General features: G+C 73.2%; 19 protein-coding genes. 14 read left to right on the forward strand and 5 right to left on the reverse strand.

What is annotated here, in order from left to right; all coding sequences use genetic code 11:
- Positions 1-31: 31 nt before the first annotated feature.
- Positions 32-1363 (forward strand): LLM class flavin-dependent oxidoreductase, encoded by a 1332-nt coding sequence (locus tag ACFYXV_RS18115; RefSeq protein WP_389383417.1) that lies wholly within the window; start codon positions 32-34, stop codon positions 1361-1363.
- 53 nt (positions 1364-1416) lie between these two features.
- Here the strand turns inward: ACFYXV_RS18115 and ACFYXV_RS18120 are convergent, their stop codons facing one another.
- Both ACFYXV_RS18120 and ACFYXV_RS18125 read right to left on the reverse strand, forming a co-directional pair.
- Positions 1417-2337 carry an NADP-dependent oxidoreductase gene (locus ACFYXV_RS18120; RefSeq protein ID WP_389383418.1) on the reverse strand — a complete coding sequence of 307 codons (921 nt, stop codon included), beginning with the start codon at positions 2335-2337 and terminating at the stop codon, positions 1417-1419.
- A gap of 49 nt (positions 2338-2386) precedes the next feature.
- Complete coding sequence (locus ACFYXV_RS18125; protein ID WP_385460522.1) at positions 2387-3100, reverse strand: DUF2470 domain-containing protein; 714 nt, start codon at positions 3098-3100, stop codon at positions 2387-2389.
- Positions 3101-3263: 163 nt separating this feature from the next.
- Between ACFYXV_RS18125 and ACFYXV_RS18130 the strand changes: the two genes are divergently transcribed.
- From ACFYXV_RS18130 to ACFYXV_RS18145, 4 genes are all read left to right on the forward strand, one after another.
- Positions 3264-3659, forward strand: coding sequence for a cell division protein SepF (locus tag ACFYXV_RS18130; RefSeq protein WP_030154409.1), 396 nt, complete (start codon positions 3264-3266; stop codon positions 3657-3659).
- 67 nt (positions 3660-3726) lie between these two features.
- The gene (locus ACFYXV_RS18135) at positions 3727-4989 is read left to right on the forward strand and encodes an ATP-binding protein (protein ID WP_389383419.1); all 1263 of its coding nucleotides are present in this window, start codon (positions 3727-3729) and stop codon (positions 4987-4989) included.
- Positions 4986-5381: a nucleotide pyrophosphohydrolase gene (locus tag ACFYXV_RS18140; RefSeq protein ID WP_385460527.1), complete on the forward strand. Its 396-nt coding sequence runs from the start codon at positions 4986-4988 to the stop codon at positions 5379-5381. Before ACFYXV_RS18135 ends, ACFYXV_RS18140 begins: the two co-directional genes overlap by 4 nt.
- Positions 5382-5504: 123 nt before the next feature.
- Positions 5505-5990 carry a DUF6099 family protein gene (locus ACFYXV_RS18145; RefSeq protein WP_383337519.1) on the forward strand — a complete coding sequence of 162 codons (486 nt, stop codon included), beginning with the start codon at positions 5505-5507 and terminating at the stop codon, positions 5988-5990.
- 106 nt (positions 5991-6096) lie between these two features.
- On the opposite strand, the gene ACFYXV_RS18150 is transcribed toward ACFYXV_RS18145, so the two are convergent.
- Positions 6097-6363 (reverse strand): hypothetical protein, encoded by a 267-nt coding sequence (locus ACFYXV_RS18150; protein ID WP_385460531.1) that lies wholly within the window; start codon positions 6361-6363, stop codon positions 6097-6099.
- A 203-nt stretch (positions 6364-6566) separates the two neighbouring features.
- Here ACFYXV_RS18150 and ACFYXV_RS18155 point away from each other — a divergent pair, with 203 nt between their 5' ends.
- Positions 6567-7490, forward strand: a complete 924-nt coding sequence (locus ACFYXV_RS18155) for an LLM class F420-dependent oxidoreductase (RefSeq protein ID WP_383337523.1) — start codon at positions 6567-6569, stop codon at positions 7488-7490.
- 15 nt (positions 7491-7505) lie between these two features.
- On the forward strand, positions 7506-8441 hold the full coding sequence (mmuM, locus tag ACFYXV_RS18160; protein ID WP_389383420.1) for a homocysteine S-methyltransferase: 936 nt from the start codon (positions 7506-7508) through the stop codon (positions 8439-8441).
- Here the strand turns inward: mmuM and ACFYXV_RS18165 are convergent.
- Positions 8420-9424, reverse strand: coding sequence for a PASTA domain-containing protein (locus ACFYXV_RS18165; protein WP_389383421.1), 1005 nt, complete (start codon positions 9422-9424; stop codon positions 8420-8422). The two genes, mmuM and ACFYXV_RS18165, sit on opposite strands and share 22 nt — an antisense overlap.
- 215 nt (positions 9425-9639) lie before the next feature.
- Here ACFYXV_RS18165 and ACFYXV_RS18170 point away from each other — a divergent pair, with 215 nt between their 5' ends.
- The 5 genes from ACFYXV_RS18170 (at position 9640) to argF (ending at position 16829) form a co-directional block, all read left to right on the forward strand.
- Positions 9640-11172 (forward strand): 3' terminal RNA ribose 2'-O-methyltransferase Hen1, encoded by a 1533-nt coding sequence (locus ACFYXV_RS18170; RefSeq protein WP_389383422.1) that lies wholly within the window; start codon positions 9640-9642, stop codon positions 11170-11172.
- On the forward strand, positions 11169-13745 hold the full coding sequence (locus ACFYXV_RS18175; protein WP_389383424.1) for a polynucleotide kinase-phosphatase: 2577 nt from the start codon (positions 11169-11171) through the stop codon (positions 13743-13745). The genes ACFYXV_RS18170 and ACFYXV_RS18175 overlap by 4 nt, the downstream gene beginning before the upstream one ends.
- Before the next feature lie 197 nt (positions 13746-13942).
- A complete protein-coding gene (locus tag ACFYXV_RS18180; RefSeq protein WP_385460544.1) occupies positions 13943-14410 on the forward strand; it encodes a hypothetical protein in 468 nt (155 codons plus the stop codon).
- A gap of 101 nt (positions 14411-14511) precedes the next feature.
- Positions 14512-15738 (forward strand): arginine deiminase, encoded by a 1227-nt coding sequence (locus ACFYXV_RS18185; protein ID WP_383337535.1) that lies wholly within the window; start codon positions 14512-14514, stop codon positions 15736-15738.
- Between the two features lie 77 nt (positions 15739-15815).
- A complete protein-coding gene (gene argF, locus ACFYXV_RS18190) occupies positions 15816-16829 on the forward strand; it encodes an ornithine carbamoyltransferase (protein WP_389383426.1) in 1014 nt (337 codons plus the stop codon).
- 55 nt (positions 16830-16884) lie between these two features.
- Here argF and ACFYXV_RS18195 read toward each other — a convergent pair whose 3' ends face one another.
- The gene (locus tag ACFYXV_RS18195) at positions 16885-17328 is read right to left on the reverse strand and encodes an ATP-binding protein (RefSeq protein ID WP_389383427.1); all 444 of its coding nucleotides are present in this window, start codon (positions 17326-17328) and stop codon (positions 16885-16887) included.
- A gap of 306 nt (positions 17329-17634) precedes the next feature.
- Here ACFYXV_RS18195 and ACFYXV_RS18200 point away from each other — a divergent pair, with 306 nt between their 5' ends.
- Together ACFYXV_RS18200 and ACFYXV_RS18205 are read left to right on the forward strand one after the other, a co-directional pair.
- Positions 17635-18462, forward strand: coding sequence for an enoyl-CoA hydratase family protein (locus ACFYXV_RS18200; RefSeq protein ID WP_385460550.1), 828 nt, complete (start codon positions 17635-17637; stop codon positions 18460-18462).
- 4 nt (positions 18463-18466) lie between these two features.
- On the forward strand, positions 18467-20725 hold the full coding sequence (locus ACFYXV_RS18205; RefSeq protein WP_389383429.1) for a bifunctional salicylyl-CoA 5-hydroxylase/oxidoreductase: 2259 nt from the start codon (positions 18467-18469) through the stop codon (positions 20723-20725).
- Positions 20726-20729 lie beyond the last annotated feature (4 nt).

Below are 20729 nucleotides of genomic sequence, written 5' to 3' on the forward strand. Positions count from 1 at the left end.
CACCCGTCTCTCCCACCCGAGGAACACCACCATGACCGCACCGCGGACGCTCCACCTCAACGCCTTCCTCATGAACGCCGGGCACCACGACGCCGCCTGGCGCCATCCCGACAGCAGTCCCGAGCGGGTCACCGACCTCCGGTACTTCCAGGAGCTGGCGCGGACCGCCGAGCGCGGGCGGCTCGACTCGATCTTCTTCGCCGACGGACTCGCCCTCTGGGGCAAGGCCCGCTACAACGCCCTCGGCGGGTTCGAGCCGCTCACCCTGCTCTCCGCCATCGCCGCCGTCACCGAGCACATCGGGCTCATCGCCACCGTCTCCACCACGTTCAACGAGCCCTTCCACCTCGCCCGCAAGTTCGCCTCCCTCGACCACATCAGCAACGGCCGCGCAGGCTGGAACATCGTCACCTCCGGAACGGTGGACGAGGCCCGCAACTTCGGCCAGGAGGAGCACCTCGAACACGGGCTGCGCTACGAGCGCGCCCGCGAGTTCCTCGACGTGGCCACCAAGCTCTGGGACAGCTGGGAGGACGACGCGATCGTCCTCGACAAGGAGCACGGCATCTACGCCGACACCGACAAGCTCCACCCCGCCGCCCACCGCGGTACGTACTTCGGCGTCGCCGGCCCGCTCAACGTGCCCCGCTCCCCGCAGGGCCATCCGCTGCTCGTCCAGGCCGGCTCCTCGGAGGACGGCAAGGAGTTCGCCGCGCAGTACGCCGAGGCCGTCTTCACCGCCCAGCAGACCCTGACCGACGGGCAGACCTTCTACAAGGACCTGAAGTCGCGCCTCGCGAAGTACGGCCGGACCGAGTCCGACCTCCTCGTGCTGCCCGGCATCGCCCCCGTGATCGGCTCCACCGAGGCCGAGGCCAAGGCCCTGGAGCGGCAGCTCACCGACCTCCAGGTGCCGGAGTACGGGCTCGCCCAGCTCTCCGGCATGCTCGGCACCGACCTGACCGGCCTGCCCCTGGACGGCCCGCTGCCCGAGCTCCCGGAGGAGCGGGACATCAACGGCAACAAGAGCCGCTTCACCCTGGTCGCCGAACTGGCCCGCCGCGACGGCCTCAGCCTGCGCGACCTGATCGCCCGCCTCGGCGCCGGCCGCGGCCACCGCGTCTTCGCCGGCACCCCCGAGCAGATCGCCGACCAGCTGGAGGAGTGGTTCACGCAGGGCGCCGCCGACGGGTTCAACGTCATGGCGCCCGTGCTGCCGACCGGGCTCACCGACTTCGTCGACCACGTGGTGCCGATCCTGCAGCGGCGCGGCCTCTTCCGCACCGAGTACACCGGTACCACCCTGCGCGAGAACTACGGCCTCGCGCGCCCGGCGAACCGGTACGCGCCGGCCGTCGCCTGACGGGCCCGCCGCGGGCCGCCGGAGCTCCGCGCTCCGGCGGCCCGCGCGCGTCGTCAGACTGTCAGGACGATCTTCCCCCGGGTACGGCCCGACGCGCTGAGCTCCCAGGCCTTCGCGGCTTCGGCGAGCGGCAGGGCGTGCTCCACGTTGACCGTGAGCCCGCCCGCGTCGGCGAGTTCCGCCAGGAACGTCAGGTCGGCGGTGTCCGGGCGCACCCACAGCTGGTGCGCGCCCTTGGCGGCGGCCTCGTAATCGGCGATGGAGACCACCCGGGCGCGGTCCTTGACGAGGGACTGGAGCAACTCGACGGCGCCGTCCCCGTAGAAGTCCAGCCCGGCGTCGATGCCGTCGGGGGCGAGGGCGCGGATCCGGTCCGCGAGGCCCTCCCCGTACAGGACGGGCTCGGCGCCGAGCGAGCGCAGGTATGCGTGGTTGTGCGCGCCGGCCGTGCCGATGACGCGCAGGCCGAGCGCGACGGCGATCTGCACGCCGAAGGAGCCGGTGCCGCCCGCGGCGGAGTGGATGACGACGGTCTCGCCGGCCTTGAGGCCCGCGCGGGTGAGGGACTGGTACGCGGTGAGGCCGGCCAGCGGGATGCCCGCGGCCTGCTCGAAGGTCAGGGCGCGCGGCTTGCGGGCCAGCGTCCGCACCGGTGCCGAGACGAGTTCGGCGTAGGTGCCGAGCTCGACCCACTCCTTCCGGACGTACCCGTACACCTCGTCGCCGAGGGCGAAGTCGAAGGTGTCGGGGCCGACGGCCTCGACGACTCCGGCCACGTCCCAGCCGGGTATGACGGGGTGGCGGACTTCGAGGATGGGGTCGAGGTATCCGGCGGCGAGCTTCCAGTCGACCGGGTTGACGCCGGCCGCCTTGACCCGGACCAGCACCTCGCCGGGGCCGACCTTGGGCGGGCTTACGTCAACGAGCTTGAGGTTCTCGGAAGTTCCGTATGCGTCGTACGTGATTGCCTTCATGATCGTCCCCAACGGGAGCCCCGGCGGGCCTATTCCCGTGCGGGAGTCCTCAGGCGGGCAGGCTGTTGCGGTGCGAGCGCCGCCGGGCCGCGCTGAACAGGGCCTGGATCTGCACCCCGGACTGCTCGACGTCGTCCAGCGGGGAGGGGAACGGAAGCCGTACGTCCTGGTGGCCGCGGTGCAGCTCCAGGCGCAGGGTGATCCCGTAGCGGTCCATGGCCAGCGGCAGCACGCGCAGGATCGCGGCGGCGGGCAGCGGCCGGACCAGGCGCAGGAGCAGCGTGACGAGCTCGGCGTGGTCGTCGAGGAGGTGCGTGAGCATGCCGGCCTCGTACGGGGCGAGGGGGTCGGGGCAGGCGGCGTCGAGCTCTTCGAGGCCGACGCAGGTGCGTCCCTCGTCGGTCTCCAGCACGGCCCGGCCGAATTCCATGCAGGTGGAGTCGGCGCCCTCGTCCGTATAGGGCGTGAGCAGGCGGCCGGTGACCGTGACGCGGGCGCGCACGCGGTCCCGTACGGGAGTGGGGGCGATGTCGGTGAACTCCAGCCGGATCGAGGGCCGGTACTCGGATTCGCCGCCGGGCTCGGACGGGTGCAGGTGCAGCCGGCCCATCGGGTCCGATCCGTCGAGGTGGCGGACCTCGCTGCTCAGCCCGTCGGTGACCACGGTCATGGAGTGGGCGGCGGCCAGGATCGACCGGACCCGCTCGGCATCGGTGGGCCGGCCGGCGGCCGGGGTGGCGGGGGCAGCACCGGGCATGCGCATGCGGGATCTCTCCATCGTCCTGGGCGAGTGACTTAGGTATGCCTAACCTAACCTATTCGCTTCTGCGGGAGTACCCCGTGTCGCTCGTGTCGTTGTTGGGCTGAACGGGTGAAACGCGAGAGGATGGGGGGATGCACATGAAGCGCACGGCCGAGGCGGCCCGGTGAGCAGGTACGACGTCACGGACGAACAGTGGGAGGGGCTCGCGCAGGTGGTCCCCCTGCGCAGTCGCAACGAGTGGCCCTCCCGGGTGGACCACCGCACGATCCCCACGGCGCCGGGGGCGTCCGCGGCGGAGCAGCGGCGCTTCGTCGTGATCCGGGTCCAGGTCTTCGCCGATGCCCGGGAGGTGGCCGAGTACCTGATCGCGCAGATCCCGGTGCTGCTCGACCTCACCGGCGCGGACGGCGAAGTGGCCAAGCGGATCCTCGACTTCAGCAGTGGCGTGGTCTTCGGACTGGGCAGCGGGATGCACCGGGTGGACCGCAACGTCTTCCTGCTGGCGCCCGTCGGGACCGAGGTCGAGGGGATCGCGGCCGCCGCCGTCCCCCGATCGTAGGAAGGTCGCCGGGGCGGAACGGTTCGCCGGACCCACCGGGGGTCCGGCGGGCCGTACCGTCCGGCGCATGGACGCCACCTTGGACCCGGGCGCGCAGGCGGACCCCGCCCCCGCCCGGTTATCCGCCCCCGTTGCCGGCGATGCCCTTCGGGCCGCCGCCCCCGCCGCTCCCGCCGCCCCCGGCGGTGCCCCGCCGGCCGCCGCCGTGCACCACCGGCCCGCCGTCACCGAGTTGCGGCTCTCCGCCTTCGGGGCGCACCGCGGCGCCGTCTTCGCGCTGGGCCCCGTGACCTTCCTCGCCGGACCCAGCGGCAGCGGCAAGTCCCAGGTCCTGGCCGCCTACGGGGCGCTGGCCGCGCTCGGGGCCGGGGCCACCCTGGAAGAGGCCTTCCCCGATCCGCAGGGTCGGATCCCCGACCGCGCGCTGCCCGACGGGCAGGGACGGCGCGGGTTCCGCGTCGGCTGCACCGTCGACGGCCCCGCCGGGCCCGTCCGCCTCGACCTCGCCGTCCAGGCCGAACCCGCGCTCCGGATCGTCGGCGAACGGCTCGCGCTGGACGGGCAGATCCTGCTCGCCACCGCACTGCGCGACCCCGGCCGGCGCTCCGTGCAGGCCTCCTGGCTGACCGGCGGAGCCGTCGGCGTGACCCGGGCCCCGCTCCCCGACGACCGGCTCAGCACCGCCCTGCTGCCGCTGCGCGTCGCCGGCTCCACGGCCGGGCAGCGGCAGGTCCTGGCGGCCGCCGAGCAGGTGGTGGTGGCGCTGCGCTCGGTGTTCCCCTGTGACCCGTGCCCCGATCGGATGCGCGCACCCGTCCCGCCGGGCGAGGGGCGGCTGCTCGGCGACTGCGCGAACCTGGCCGACGTCCTGCGCCGGACCCGCCACGAGTGCGGCACCCGCCACGCGCTGCTCGCCGCGGCCGCGCGCACCGGATGCGCGGGACCGGTCGAGGGGCTGGACGTGCGGGCCGCCGCGCACGGCCCGATCACGGCGGTCCTGGACCGCGGCCGCGCCGGGCCCGCCACGGAACTGGGCCGGCTCGGCGCGGGCGAGCTCCGCTTCCTGGCGCTGGCGCTGGTCCTGCTGACCGGCCCGGGGGTGCTCGCCATGGACCCGGCCGCCGAGCTGCTCTCCGCCCGGCAGGCGCTGACGGTCCTCGCCGAGGGCTTCGACCGCGACCTGGACCGGCGGCAGTGCGCCGAGCTGCTGAGGCTGGCCCTGCTGTCCTGCGGCCGCGGCCATGTCCGCCTGCTGGCGGCGGTGGGGGAGGCGGCGGCCGCGGCCGCCCGGGTGACCCCGGGGGTGACGGTGGTAGACCTGACGCCATGAGTGACGAGCAGGGCGTACAGCACGGGGAAGGGCCGCACCCGACCGAGCGGCTGCACCGACTCCAGCGCAGACTGGCCGAGTTCGCGGCGGCGCGCGGCTGGGAGCCGTACCACACGCCCAAGAACCTGGCCGCGGCGCTGAGCGTGGAAGCGTCCGAACTGGTCGAAATCTTCCAGTGGCTGACCCCGGAGGAGTCGGCGAAGGTCATGGAGAAGGCGGAAACCGCGCACCGCGTGGCCGATGAGGTGGCCGACGTGCTGGCGTATCTGCTGCAATTCTGTGAGGTTCTCGGGGTGGATGTGCTGGATGCGCTCGCCGCGAAGATCGAGAGGAACGAGCTCCGCTTCCCGGTGACGGGGCCTCCGACATCGAATTGTCACTCTTCGGAGTGATGGCGCCGTCCACAACCATGTTTGTGTCCACAGATTTCCGAATACCCCTGGCTTTACTGGCCCATTGCCCTCACTCTGGGTAGTGGTGAGAACGGTGGATGTCGTGCGGACGGGGGACGGCATATGGATGCGGTACGGCTCATCGCGGCCGGCCGGCACGCGCTGGCACAGAGCGGGGCGGCGATGGACATCGTGGGCGAGGCCTGGCAGGCGCAGGCGCTCGCGCAGGGGATCGGGAGCTGGCTGGCGGTCACGGGGCCGCCGGAGCTGAGATCGGAGGCACGGGGGCTGGGTGAAGCGGGGGGCAGAGGATGCGGGGTGCTCGACAGAGCGGCCCTGAGCGGAGAGGGCAGCGCGCCCGACTACCCGCCGAGAGCCGCGCAGCTGACCGAGGTGGCGGATGTGCGCCAGGCTCTGCTCGGGTTGCAGGCGCTGCTCGGCGAAGTGGGGATAGCCCTGGTCGGGGTGGCCTGCGCGACGGACGACGAGGGGCTGTACTGGCAGTGCATAGAGTCCATAGACGCGGCCGACGAATCGAGCGACCGGGTCCGGGCCGTCCTGCGCCGGCTGACGGTCCGCGAGCGCGGGTCCGCCTCTGGTGTGGCCTGACGGGAGGGGGCGGGCAGCCTGACGGGCGGGCCGGGAATGCGGTGAGTCACGGGGTCGGGGGTCCCGCCGTGCGCGACGGGACCCGCGGGGTCATCCGACGTGCCGGTCAGTACGACCGGTGGGAGGGGCGCTCGCTCTCGGAGGTGCGGCTGCTCGGGGTCAGCGGCGAGCCGGGGGCGCGGTCCGTGGAGGACTGGAGGTCGGCGTCGAGCTGCGACAGGTCGGCGTTCAGCGCCGCCATCAGCTCTTCCATCTGCTGGAGCAGGCCCTTCGGTGCGCCGCCCTGCGCGGCCGCCGCGGGCTCCTGACGTGCGTGGTCGTGTGCTGCCTGTGCTGCCTGTCCGGTGTGCTCGGGCACGGCCTCGTGGGACATGGCGGCCTCCTCGGCCCTGGCCCTTCCCAAGCGGAAGGGGGCGGTGGACGCATCGGCGAAAGGCCGCCGGCGCGCGGGCCGGGCGGTCCGGCTCCGTCCGAGCCAACGATCCCCATCCGGGCTGGTCACTGGCCGGGCCGGGGGTCGACCGTCCGGTTGACGCAGATTCACCCTGCAGGGGTGGGCGGGGCAGGATGGGAGTCATGGATCTCCGTATTTTCACCGAGCCCCAGCAGGGCGCGAGCTACGACACCCTCCTGACCGTCGCCAAGGCCACCGAGGACCTGGGCTTCGACGCGTTCTTCCGCTCCGACCACTACCTGAAAATGGGGTCGGCGGACGGCCTGCCCGGGCCCACCGACGCCTGGATCACCCTCGCGGGCCTGGCCCGGGAGACGCGGCGGATCCGGCTCGGCACGCTGATGACGGCCGGCACGTTCCGGCTGCCCGGCGTGCTCGCCATCCAGGTGGCCCAGGTCGACCAGATGTCCGGCGGCCGGGTCGAACTGGGCCTGGGCGCGGGCTGGTTCGAGGAGGAGCACAAGGCGTACGGCATCCCCTTCCCGGCGGAGCGGATGGCCCGGCTGGAGGAGCAGCTGGCCATCGTCACCGGCCTGTGGGCGACCGCTCCCGGAGCCACGTTCGACTACGCGGGCACCCACTACCAGGTGGAGAAGTCCCCGGCGCTGCCCAAGCCGGCCCAGGCCAAGGTGCCCGTGCTCATCGGCGGCCACGGCGCCAAGCGCACCCCGCGCCTCGCCGCCCGGTACGCGGACGAGTTCAACATGCCGTTCGCCTCGATCGCGGACAGCGAGCGGCAGTTCGGCCGGGTGCGGCAGGCCGCCGAAGAGGCCGGGCGGGGGGCCGGCGACCTCGTCTACTCCAACGCCCTCGTGGTGTGCGTGGGCAAGGACGACGCCGAGGTCGCCCGCCGGGCCGCCGCCATCGGCCGGGACGTGGACGAGCTGAAGGCCAACGGCCTGGCCGGCTCCCCGGCCGAGGTGGTGGAGAAGATCGGCGCCTACGCGGCCGTCGGCAGCTCCCGCGTCTACCTCCAGCTGCTCGACCTCGACGACCTGGACCACCTGGAGCTGATCTCGGCCCAGGTGCTGTCCCAGCTCGGCTGAGGGAGGCGGACTGCCGTGCCCCGCGCGTCGCGCCCGCTCGCCGAAGCCCTGGCCGACAGGGCCGTGCTCCTGGACGGAGGACTGAGCAACCAGCTCGCCGACCAGGGCTGCGACCTGTCCGGCGGCCTCTGGTCGGGCCGGGTGCTGGCCGAGCGGCCCGACCAGGTGGAGGCCGCCCACGCGGCGTACGCGCGGGCCGGCGCCGAGGTGCTGATCACCGCGAGCTACCAGGTCGGGTACGAGGCCTTCGCCGCACGCGGGTACGACCGGGCCGGGACCACCGCACTGCTGCACCGCGGCGTCGCGCTGGCGGCCCGGGCGGCCGAGGCCGCCGACCACGAGGTCTGGGTGGCGGCCTCGGTCGGCCCGTACGGGGCGGTGCTCGCCGACGGCTCCGAGTACCGAGGGCGGTACGGACTGGGCGTGCGCGGGCTCGCCGCCTTCCACCGCCCGCGGATCGAGGCGCTGCTCGCGGCGGGCGCCGACGTCCTGGCGCTGGAGACCGTCCCGGACGCCGAGGAGGCCGAAGCGCTCCTCGGCGTCCTCGCCGGGACCGGGGCGGCCGCCTGGCTGAGCTACACGGTGGCCGGCCCGCGCACCCGCGCGGGCCAGCCGCTCCCCGAGGCCTTCGCCCTGGCGGCCGGGGCCCCGGAGGTCATCGCGGTCGGCGTCAACTGCTGCGACCCGGCGGACGTCCTGCCGGCCCTTGAGGCTGCCGCCTCAGTGACGCCCAAGCCGCTCGTCGCCTACCCCAACGACGGCTCCGTCTGGGAGGCCGCCACCGCCACCTGGCACGCCCCGGCCCACCCCGCCCCCTGGCCCGTGGAAGCCTGGCGCGCGACGGGAGCCCGCCTGATCGGCGGCTGCTGCCGCATCGGCCCGGCGGGCATCGCCGAACTGGCCGCGGGGACTTCGGGAGGCGGGACCGGTCACTGGCGCCAGCGGGGCTGACCGGGACCCTTGCAGGTGTAGGCGATGCCCTTCTTGCTGACGCCGGTCGCCCCGGCGGGGGAGCAGAACGCCCCGGGGGTGACGGTGCCCGAGCTCGCTGCGCCGCCGCTGTCGGACCCACCGGAGGAGGAAGAGCCTCCGGAGGACGACCCTCCGGAGGACGACCCGCCGGAGGAAGAGCCGCCCGATGCCGTGCTGCCCGAGCCGTCGTCGGACGGGGGCACGGGCTCGGGGTGGAGGCGGGTGTTCGGCGTACCCGGGCAGCCGGTCCCGGGGGACACCAGCTTCAGGGAGGCGGAAGTGGTCGCCGGAGCGCTGATCTCCGTGCCCTCCGCGGGATCCTGGAAGCAGACGGCCCAGTCGTCCACGGCGGCCGGAAGGGTGACGTCCGTGAACGCGCTCTGCGGCTCGATCTTCTGGAGGCCGATCGGCTTGAGCGCCTCGGAGGCCTTCGCGAAGGTCAGGCCGATGACCTTGGGCATCTTCGGACGGGGGATCGGATCCCCGTCCTTCGCCGGGCACGGGGCGTCGGTGCGGACCACACCGAAGTCGAGCGCGGGTATCGCACCGGCCTTCTCGGCGACCAGGCTCTGGAAGCACACCTTCCAGCCGTCCTCGGCCGCTTGGGCGGCGTTCCCGTCGGAGGCGTCGTGCGAGAGCGCCTGGAACCCGGCGGCGAGCGCCGCCGCCTTCGCCTCCTTGAGGTTCCGGCCGACGAGGGAGGGCGGCTCGGTCCGGCCGGTGCTCGCGCTCGGCGAGGCGGACGCGAGGGCGGCCGGCTTGGAGTCCGCCTCGGCCTTCTTCGGCGGGTCGCCCAGGAAGGGCGTGAGGAACCACAGACCGGCGAGGACGGTTGCGATGACCTTCTTGGGCCGCCCCCACCGGCTCGTCCAGGCGAGCGCGATGCCCGCGGGCGGGATCACGACCAGCAGAGCGATGATCAGGGCGGGATGCTGCCACCAGCGGCGCACGGGCGCGGGCATGGGTGGGTAAGGCTGCGGCGGGTACACGAGAGAGGCCCTCCTGGGGCTGCCGGGATGCCGGGGGCACGGGGAACGACGTGTTCCGCGGACCGTACAACGCGTGGTGCGGGCGCGTCGGGCACTTGCCCGAATCGGGATCCGCACACGGCGCGGCGTGCCCGGGCAGGGGGAAAACCAGTGGCCCCCGGCGACCAGCGGCATCCATGCTGAGCTGCATGTTCTTGACGATCTCCACCACTGGCGGTGCCGAGCGCCCGGCCACCGATCTGGGCTTCCTGCTGCACAAGCACCCGGGGAAGACGCAGGCGTTCTCCACCTCCCACGGCGTCGCCCACGTGTTCTATCCCGAAGCCGCCGACGAACGGTGCACGGCGGCGCTGCTGCTGGAGGTGGACCCCGTCGCGCTCGTGCGGCGCGGCCAGGGCAAGGGGCGGGGCGGAGCGCCCGACGCCGCGCTCGCGCAGTACGTCAACGACCGCCCGTACGCGGCGTCCTCGCTGCTCGCCGTCGCGCTCAGCTCCGTCTTCCGCAGCGCGCTCAAGGGGCAGTGCACGGCCCGCCCCGAACTGGCGGAGCAGGCCCGTCCGCTGCGCATCGAGATACCGGCGCTGCCCGCACGCGGCGGGGCGGAACTCGTGCACCGGCTGTTCGATCCGCTCGGCTGGGACCTCGTACGGGCCGATCCCCTGCCGCTCGACGAGCAGTTCCCGCAGTGGGGGGACTCCCGGTACGTACGGCTCGTACTGGAGGGCGAGCTGCGCCTGGCCGACGCGCTGCGGCAGCTCTACGTCCTGCTGCCCGTGCTCGACGACGCCAAGCACTACTGGGTCGCCCCCGACGAGGTCGACAAGCTGCTGCGCGCCGGAGACGGATGGCTGGCCGCGCACCCCGAGAACGGGCTGATCAGCGCCCGATATCTGGCCCGCCACAAGCGGCTGACCCGCGACGCCCTGGAGCGGCTGGAGCTGCTGCGGCTGGCCGAGGCCGACGGCAGCGAGGTCGAGGAGCTCGACAACGCCGTGGACGAGAACCGCGACACAGAGGAGAAGCCCGTACCCCTCGCCGTGCGGCGGCGCGAGGCGATCCTCGCCGCGCTGCGCGCCGCCGGCGCGGCCCGGGTGCTCGACCTCGGCTGCGGACAGGGGCAGTTGGTCCAGGCGCTGCTGGGGGACGTGTCGTTCACCGAGATCGTCGGAGTCGACGTGTCCATGCGGGCTCTCGCCATGGCCGCCAAACGGCTGCGCATCGAGCGGATGGGGGAGAAGCAGAGCAGCAGGGTCCGGCTGCTCCAGGGCTCGCTCGCGTACACCGACAAGCGGCTGGCCGGCTACGACGCGGCCGTGCTCAGCGAGGTCATCGAGCACCTGGACCTGCCGCGGCTGCCCGCCCTGGAGTACGCGGTGTTCGGCGCGGCCCGCCCCCGCACCGTCCTCGTCACCACCCCCAACGTGGAGTACAACGTCCGCTGGGAGAGCCTGCCCGCCGGGCACGTCCGGCACGGCGACCACCGCTTCGAGTGGAACCGCGAGGAGTTCCGCGGCTGGGCCGCCTCCGTGGCCGGCCGCCACGGGTACGAGGTGGCCTTCGTGCCCGTCGGCGACGACGACCCCGAGGTGGGGCCGCCGACGCAGATGGCCGTCTTCACCCGGATCCGGACCGACAACGACACCGATACCAACACCGATACCAACACCAAGACCGGCACCGACACCGGCATCGGCACCGCAAAGGAGGGAGAGGCCGCATGACCAGTACCGGCAACCGCGTACTTCCCGTCACCGATCTGTCCCTCGTCGTCCTCGTCGGGGCCACCGGATCCGGGAAGTCCACCTTCGCCCGCAAGCACTTCAAGCCCACCGAGGTCATCTCCTCCGACTACTGCCGGGGTCTGGTCGCCGATGACGAGAACGACCAGAGCGCGAGCCGCGACGCCTTCGACGTCCTGCACTACATCGCCGGCAAGCGGCTGGCGGCCGGACGCCTGACCGTGGTCGACGCCACCAGCGTGCAGGCCGAGGCCCGCCGCGGGCTGGTCCGGCTGGCCCGCGAGCACGACGTCCTGCCCATCGCCATCGTCCTCGACATGCCCGAGGAGGTCTGCGCCGAGCGCAACGCCGGGCGCCCCGACCGGGCCGGGCTGCCGCGCGCCGTCATCCAGCGCCACCGCCGTGACCTGCGCCGCTCGCTGCGCGGACTGGAGCGCGAGGGCTTCCGCAAGGTGCATGTGCTGCGCACTCCGGAGGAGGCCGAGAGCGCCGAAGTCGTGCTGGAGAAGCGGTTCAACGACCTCACCCACCTCACCGGCCCCTTCGACATCATCGGTGACATCCACGGCTGTTCCTCCGAGCTGGAGACCCTGCTCGGCAAGCTGGGGTACGAGGACGGGGTCCACCCCGAGGGCCGCACCGCCGTGTTCGTCGGCGACCTCGTCGACCGGGGCCCGGACAGCCCGGGCGTCCTGCGCCGGGTGATGGGCATGGTCGGCTCCGGCAACGCCCTGTGCGTGCCCGGGAACCACGAGAACAAGCTCGGCCGTTACCTGAAGGGCTCCAAGGTCCAGCGGACCCACGGCCTCGCCGAGACCATCGAGCAGCTGGAGGGGGAGCCGGAGGAGTTCGTCCAGGAGGTGCGGGAGTTCATCCGCGGCCTCGTCAGCCACTACGTGCTCGACGGCGGCAAGCTGGTGGTCTGCCACGCCGGCCTGCCCGAGAAGTACCACGGCCGCACCTCCGGCCGGGTCCGCTCGCACGCCCTCTACGGGGAGACCACCGGCGAGACCGACGAGTTCGGCCTGCCCGTGCGCCACCCGTGGGCCGAGGAGTACCGGGGCAAGGCGGTCGTGGTCTACGGCCACACCCCGGTCCCGAACACCGCCTGGGTCAACAACACCATCTGCCTGGACACCGGCGCCGTCTTCGGCGGGAAGATGACCGCCCTGCGCTGGCCCGAGCGCGAACTGGTCGACGTACCCGCCGAGAAGGTCTGGTACGAGCCGCTCAAGCCGCTCGCCACCGAGGCGCCGGGCGGACACGACGGCCGCCCGCTGGACCTGGGCGACGTCCACGGGCGCCGGATCGTCGAGACCCGGCACCTGGGCAACGTCACCGTGCGCGAGGAGAACGCGGCCGCGGCCCTGGAGGTCATGAGCCGCTTCGCGGTGGACCCGCGGCTGGTCCCGTACCTGCCGCCGACCATGGCTCCGACCGCCACCTCGCAGGAGGGGGGCTACCTGGAGCACCCGGCCGAGGCCTTCGCCCAGTACCGCAAGGACGGCATCGCCCAGGTCGTGTGCGAGGAGAAGCACATGGGCTCCCGCGCCACCGTCCTCGTCTGCAAGGACGCGGAGGCGGCCCGGGAACGCTTCGGCGTCGGGGGCGCCCCCCACGCCGAAGGCGGTGGGGGAGGGCCGACCGGTTCCGTCTACACCCGCACGGGACGGCCGTTCTTCCAGGACCCCGAGGTCACCGAGGAGGTCCTCACCCGGCTCCGCGGCGCGATCACCGACGCGGGCCTGTGGGAGGAACTGGCCACGGACTGGCTGCTGCTGGACGGGGAGCTGCTCCCCTGGTCGCTGAAGTCCGCCGGCCTGCTGCGCAACCAGTACGCCGCCGTCGGCGCGGCCTCCCGCGCCGTGTTCCCGGACGCCCTCGGCGCCCTGGCCGCGGCCGCCGGGCGGGGCGTCGACACGGGCGGGCTGCTCGCCCGCCAGCGGGAGCGGGCCGCCGACGCCGAGCGGTTCACCGACGCCTACCGGCGCTACTGCTGGACCACGGACGGGCTGGACGGCGTACGGTTCGCCCCCTTCCAGCTGCTGGCGGCGGCCGGGCGCTCGCTGGCCGCGGTACCGCACGACGAGCAGCTGTTCTGGCTCGACCGGCTCGTGGCCGCCGACGAGGCGGCCGGGACCGGGCTGCTGCGCCGCACCGGCCGCATCCTGGTCGACACCGCCGACGAGGACTCCGTACGGGCGGGCACCGACTGGTGGCTGGAGCTGACGGCCGCGGGCGGCGAGGGCATGGTCGTCAAGCCGCTCCAGGCGTACGCCCGGGACGGCAAGGGCCGCCTGGTCCAGCCCGGGATCAAGGTGCGCGGGCGGGAGTACCTGCGGATCATCTACGGCCCGGAGTACACGCGTCCGGAGCAGCTGGAGAAGCTGCGGCAGCGGTTCCTCGGGCACAAGCGCTCGCTGGCCCTGCGCGAGTACGCGCTCGGGCTGGAGGCCCTGGACCGGCTGGCGGTCGGGGAGCCGCTGTGGCGGGTGCACGAGGCGGTCTTCGCCGTGCTCGCACTCGAATCGGAGCCGGTCGACCCGAGGTTGTGAGCGGGGGACGGTACGCGCAGCCGTAAAGGAGAGGCCCCTGTACGGCCCCTAATTAGGTCGTATGGGGGAACTTTCCCGGAGAACGCCGGGAAAACCACCGGCGGGATCGTTCATCCAGGGCAGCGGAATGTCCGCGACCCTGGAAGGACGGAACGTCACCTATGAAGATGACCGCGCGCGGAAGCATTGCGGCACTCATGACCTGTATGGCCGCGGCCGGCGCTGCCACCCCGGCCGTGGCCGACTCGGTTCCGGTGGGTGTCCCCCTGGACGCCGTGAAGACCACGCTGGGCGTGGACACCCCGCGCGTGGCCACCGCGGTGCCGGTGCCCGTCGTCGGCGCTCCCGAGGCGCCCCGTTACCACTCGGGTGACCTGCTCCCCAGCCCCATCCTCCCGGTGATGCCCATCAGCACCCGGCTCGGCGACACCCTGGTCGGCACGCCGGTGCCCAACCTGCTCGGCGACCCGAAGACGGACGGCGAGGGCACGCTGGAGTCCCCGGCCACCAACCTGCTCGCCCGCACCCCCGGCGCGATCGTCGGCGCCCCGCTGACGATGCCCGACGGCAGCAACTACGGCATCCCGAACCTGACCACCCCCAAGCTGGGCCTGACCGCCCCGGAGGTGATCGGGGCCCCGACGGCGCTCCTCGGTCTGCGCTGACCCCGGCCGGCGCCGCCGGGACCGCGGTGGATGCCGACCGTGCCGCGTCTCCTGAGCGAACGCCAGGTCAAAAGGCCGTCCGGTCTGCGAACGTGTACGCCATGGGATTCCATGTCGACTCCGAGACCGGGCGGCTTCGCCGCGTCATCCTCCACCGGCCCGATCTCGAGCTGAAGCGGCTCACACCGAGCAACAAGGACGCGCTGCTCTTCGACGACGTGCTGTGGGTGCGCCGGGCCCGCCAGGAGCACGACGGTTTCGCCGACGTCCTGCGCGACCGCGGCGTCGAGGTGCACCTCTTCGGCGACCTGCTGTGCGAGGCCCTGGACGTTCCGGAGGCCAGACACCTCGTCCTGGACCGGGTGTTCGACGAGAAGGAGTACGGTCCGCTCGCCACCGATCACCTGCGCGCGGTCTTCGACCAGCTGCCGGTGACCGCGCTGACCGAGGCGCTGATCGGCGGGATGACCAAGCGCGAGTACCTGGAGCGGCACGCGGAGCCGGTGTCGGTCCGCTTCCACGCGATGGAGCTGGACGACTTCCTGCTGGGGCCGTTGCCCAACCACCTGTTCACCCGGGACACCTCCGCCTGGATCTACGACGGGGTGTCCATCAACGCCATGCGCTGGCCGGCCCGGCAGCGCGAGACGGTGCACTTCGAGGCGATCTACAAGCACCACCCGCTCTTCACCTCCTCCGGGGCCTTCCACTACTGGTCGCAGGGGCAGGCGGACTACCCCTCCACCATCGAGGGCGGCGACGTGCTCGTCATCGGCAACGGCGCGGTGCTGATCGGGATGAGCGAGCGGACCACGCCCCAGGCGGTGGAGATGCTCGCGCGGGGCCTGTTCGCCGCCGGGTCGGCGAAGACGATCGTGGCGCTGGACATGCCGAAGCGGCGGGCCTTCATGCACCTGGACACGGTGATGACGATGGTCGACGGAGATACGTTTACTCAGTACGCGGGCCTCGGCATGCTGCGCTCCTACACGATCGAGCCGGGCGAGGGCCTCCAGGAGCTGAAGGTGACCGACCACCCGCCGGAGCACATGCACCGGGCGATCGCGGCCGCGCTCGGGCTGGACTCGATCCGGGTGCTCACCGCGACGCAGGACGTGCACGCGGCGGAGCGCGAGCAGTGGGACGACGGCTGCAACGTGCTGGCCGTGGAGCCGGGGGTGGTGGTGGCGTACGAGCGGAACGTGACGACCAACACGCACCTGCGCAAGGAGGGCATCGAGGTCATCGAGATCCCGGGCAGCGAGCTCGGGCGGGGGCGGGGCGGGCCGCGGTGCATGAGCTGCCCGGTGGAGCGGGACCCGGCCTGAGGTCCCTCTGTATATCAATACGGGGGATCGTATAGACTTCCAGCATCCCCTGTCAGCGTGACCTTTGGAGTGTCCCCATGGCCAGCGACCTCGTCGGCCGCAGTTTCCTCAAGGAGCTCGACTTCACCGCCGCCGAGTTCCGCGGTCTGATCGAGCTCGCGGCCGAACTCAAGGCGGCCAAGAAGGCCGGGGTCGAGCAGCGCCGCCTCCAGGGCAGGAACATCGCGCTGATCTTCGAGAAGACCTCGACGCGCACGCGCTGCGCGTTCGAGGTCGCGGCCGCGGACCAGGGCGCGCACACCACCTACCTCGACCCGGCCGGCTCCCAGATGGGCCACAAGGAGTCGGTCAAGGACACGGCGCGGGTGCTGGGGCGGATGTTCGACGGGATCGAGTACCGCGGTGACAGCCAGGAGGCCGTCGAGGCGCTCGCCGCCCACTCCGGCGTGCCCGTCTTCAACGGCCTCACCGACGACTGGCACCCCACCCAGATGCTGGCCGACGTCCTCACCATGACCGAGCACTGTGCCAAGCCGCTGGAGGACACCGTCTTCGCCTACCTCGGCGACGCCCGGTTCAACATGGGCAACTCGTACCTGGTGACCGGTGCGCTGCTCGGCATGGACGTGCGCATCGTCGCGCCGAAGGCCTACTGGCCGGCCGAGGCCGTGGTCTCGCGGGCCCGCGAGCTCGCGGCCTCCAGCGGGGCGCGGATCACGCTGACGGAGGAGGTCGCCGAGGGCGTGGCCCAGGCCGACTTCGTCGCCACCGACGTATGGGTCTCCATGGGCGAGCCCAAGGAGGTCTGGGACGAGCGGATCGGCGCCCTGGCCCCGTACGCCGTCACGATGGACGTGCTGCGCGCGACCGGCAATCCGGACGTGAAGTTCCTGCACTGCCTGCCGGCCTTCCACGACCTGGGCACCAAGGTGGGCCGGGAGATCCACGAGCGGCACGGGCTGGACTCGCTGGAGGTGACGGACGAGGTGTTCGAATCCGCGCACTCCGTCGTCTTCGACGAGGCCGAGAACCGGCTGCACACCATCAAGGCCGTCCTCGTCGCGACCCTCGCGGGCCCCGCCGCCGGTTAGGGCGTGTCCCGCGGATCGGGGCGGGGCGAGGCGGGGCGGGGCCGGCTCCGCATAGTCATGCGGGCCGCGCCGCCAGGGTGAACCAGACGGCCTTCCCGTCCGCCGTCGCGCGGTGACCGCAGGCGGAGCTGAGTGCGCGGATCAGCAGCAGCCCGCGTCCGTGCTCCTGCCAGGGGTCGGGCATGAGGTCGTCCAGCCGGGTGCCGGCGCCGCCCTGGGTGCCGATCGCGCCGAGGACGCCGGGCGGTCGCGGATCGCCGTCGTGGACCTCGACCTGGCAGCCGCTCGCCCGCAGCTCCACGACCAGCTCGATCGGGCACTCACCGGCGGTGTGCTCCACCGCGTTGGCGACCAGCTCCGCGGTCAGCAGCTCCGCCGTGTCGCTGTCGGCGTGCGCGGCGGGCACGTCGGTGAGCGCCGTGCGGACGAGGGCGCGGGCGATCGGCACGGCGGCCGGCGTACGGGGCAGCGGGATCCGCCAGGCGGAGACGTCGGGCATGAGGGACCGTCCGTTCCGGTAGACAGGGGACAGCGGGCAGGGGCTCGGTGCGGAGGGTGCGGGGCAGGGGCGGAAGTGTGAGGAAGGCGAGAAGGCGGGAGGAGGAACTTCCGCTTTCAACGATACGGAGTGCCCTCGCGTTCCCGTAGGGCACCCCGGCGACCTCGCAAGGGACCGGGGTCACGGCGCGCCGGGACCTTCGCCCCCGGTTGCCGCGAACCCTTCGCCCCCGGTCGCCGTGAACCCCCTCACCCGTGTGTCGCGTTTCTGTGACGGCAGTCACGATGCAGTGATACCGTCGATCCCGTGAGCCCCTTCATCGGTTCCACAGCAGCGACCGAACGGTGGCGCCACCTGCGGGTGACCCGGCAGGACGGCGTGGCCACCGTCACCCTCGACCGCCCCGAGAAACTCAACGCCCTCACCTTCGGCGCCTACGCCGACCTGCGCGACCTGCTCGCCGAGCTCTCCCGCGAACGCTCCGTACGCGCCCTCGTCCTCGGAGGCGAGGGGCGCGGCTTCTGCTCCGGCGGGGACGTCGACGAGATCATCGGCGCCACCCTCGCCATGGACACCGCCCAGCTCCTCGACTTCAACCGGATGACCGGCCAGGTGGTGCGCGCCATCCGCGAATGCCCCTTCCCGGTGATCGCCGCCGTGCACGGGGTCGCCGCCGGGGCCGGGGCCGTCCTCGCACTCGCCTCCGACTTCCGGATCGCCGACCCGACCGCACGCTTCGCCTTCCTCTTCACCCGCGTCGGCCTCTCCGGCGGGGACATGGGCGCCGCGTACCTGCTGCCCCGCGTCGTCGGCCTCGGCCACGCGACCCGGCTGCTGATGCTCGGAGAGCCCGTGCGCGCCCCGGAGGCCGAGCGCATCGGCCTGCTCAGCGAGGTCACCGAGGAGGGCAAGGCCGGCGCGCGCGCCGCCGAGCTCGCCGCGCACCTCGCCGCCGGGCCGGCCCTCGCGTACGCGCAGACCAAGGCACTGCTGACCGCCGAACTCGACATGCCGCTCGCCGCGTCGGTCGAGCTCGACGCCAACACCCAGGCCCTGCTGATGAACGGCCGGGACTACGCCGAGTTCCACGCCGCCTTCACCGCGAAGCGGCCCCCGGAGTGGAAGGGCAGGTAGCGCCATGCCGGCAGGCAGCGCATTGCGGGTCGCCGTCATCGGCGGCGGGCCCGGGGGCCTGTACGCCGCCGCGCTGCTGGCCCGCCAGGGCCATACGGTCGAGGTGTGGGAGCGAAACGCCCCCGAGGACACCTTCGGCTTCGGCGTGGTGCTCTCCGACGAGACCCTCGGCGGCATCGAACGGGCCGACACGGTGGTCTACGCGGCCCTCGGCGCCGAGTTCGTACGCTGGGACGACATCGACATCGTGCACCGGGGGCGGCTGCTGACCTCCGGCGGCCACGGCTTCTCCGCCCTCGGCCGGCGCCGACTGCTGGAGATCCTCCACGAGCGCTGCGCCGGCCTCGGGGTCAGACTCCGTTTCCGCACCTCCGCACCGGCTGCCGCCGCCCTGGCGGCCTCGTACGACCTGGTCGTCGCGGCCGACGGGGTGCACAGCGCGACCCGGCAGGGCGGCGCCGCGCACTTCCGCCCGACCCTGACGAGCGGGCACTGCCGCTACATCTGGCTCGCCGCCGACTTCGCCTTCGACGCGTTCCGCTTCGAGATCGCGGAGACCGAGCACGGCGTCATGCAGCTGCACGCCTACCCGTACTCCGCGGACGCCTCCACCGTCATCGTGGAGATGCACGAGGACGTCTGGCGGGCCGCCGGCTTCGACCTGTGCGACGAGGCCGAATCGGCTGCGCGCTGCGCCAAGATCTTCGGCGAGGCCCTGCGCGGGCGCCCGCTGCACGGCAACCACTCGGCGTGGACCGAGTTCCGCACGGTCGTCAACGAGCGGTGGTCGCACGGGAACACCGTCCTGCTCGGGGACGCGGCGCACACCGCGCACTTCTCCATCGGCTCGGGTACGAAACTGGCGGTGGAGGACGCCCTCGCGCTCGCCGAAGCCGTGGCCGCGGAGCCGGACGTGCCCGCCGCCCTCGCCGCGTACGAGGCCGCCCGGCGGCCGGCGGTGGCCTCGACCCAGCGGGCCGCCGCCGCCAGCATGCGGTGGTTCGAGGAGCTCGCCGGGTACGTGGACCAGCCCGCCCGGCAGTTCGCCTTCAACCTGCTCACCCGCAGCCGCCGGGTGACCCACGACAACCTGCGGCTGCGCGACGAGCGGTTCACCCGGGCCGTGGAACGCGACTTCGGCTGCCCCGACGAGCGCACCCCGCCGATGTTCACGCCGCTGAGGCTGCGCGGGCTGACCCTGCGCAACCGCGTCGTGGTCTCCCCGATGGACATGTACTCCGCGCAGGACGGCGACGGGACGCCCGGGGACTTCCACCTGGTGCACCTGGGGGCGCGTGCCCTCGGCGGAGCCGGCCTGGTGATGACCGAGATGGTCTGCGTATCGGCCGAGGGCCGGATCACCCCCGGCTGCACCGGCCTGTACACGGCCCGGCAGGCGGCGGCCTGGACCCGGATCGCGGACTTCGTGCACGGCTCCGCGCCCGGCACCGCGCTCGGAGTCCAGCTCGGCCACTCCGGCCGCAAGGGCTCGACGCGGGTGATGTGGGAGGGCATGGACGACCCGCTCCCGGAGGGCAACTGGCCGCTCGTGGCGGCCTCGGAGGCGCCCTACCGGCCCGGCGTCTCGGCCGCTGCGCGCGCGCTGACGGCAGCGGACATGGCATCGATCCGCTCCGATTTCGCGGCCGCCGCCGTACGGGCCGCGGGCTGCGGGTTCGACCTGCTGGAACTGCACTGCGCCCACGGCTACCTGCTGTCCGGCTTCCTGTCCCCGCTCACCAACCGGCGCACGGACGCCTACGGCGGGCCCCTGGAGAACCGGCTCCGCTTCCCCCTGGAGGTCTTCGACGCGGTGCGCGCCGTCTGGCCCGCCGACCGGCCGATGACCGTCCGCATCTCGGCCACCGACTGGGCCCCCGGCGGGACGTCCGCGCAGGACGCGGTGGACATCGCGGCCGCCTTCGCCGCGCACGGCGCCGACGCCATCGACGTGTCGACCGGCCAGGTGGTGGCGGACGAGAGCCCCGAGTACGGGCGCTCCTACCAGACCCCGTACGCGGACCGGATCCGCAACGCGCTCGGCGTACCCGTCATCGCCGTCGGCGCGATCTCCTCCTGGGACGACGTGAACTCCCTGCTGCTGGCGGGCCGCGCCGACCTCTGCGCCGTGGGCCGCCCCCACCTGTACGACCCGCACTGGACCCTGCACGCGGCCGCCGACCAGTCCTACGAGGGCCCGGCCGCGCCCTGGCCCGCCCCCTACCGCGCCGGCAGCCGCACACCCCCGACCGGCCGCGGCTGACGGA

This window comes from Streptomyces sp. NPDC002181 (assembly GCF_042890485.1).
Classification (GTDB): Bacteria; Actinomycetota; Actinomycetes; order Streptomycetales; family Streptomycetaceae; genus Streptomyces.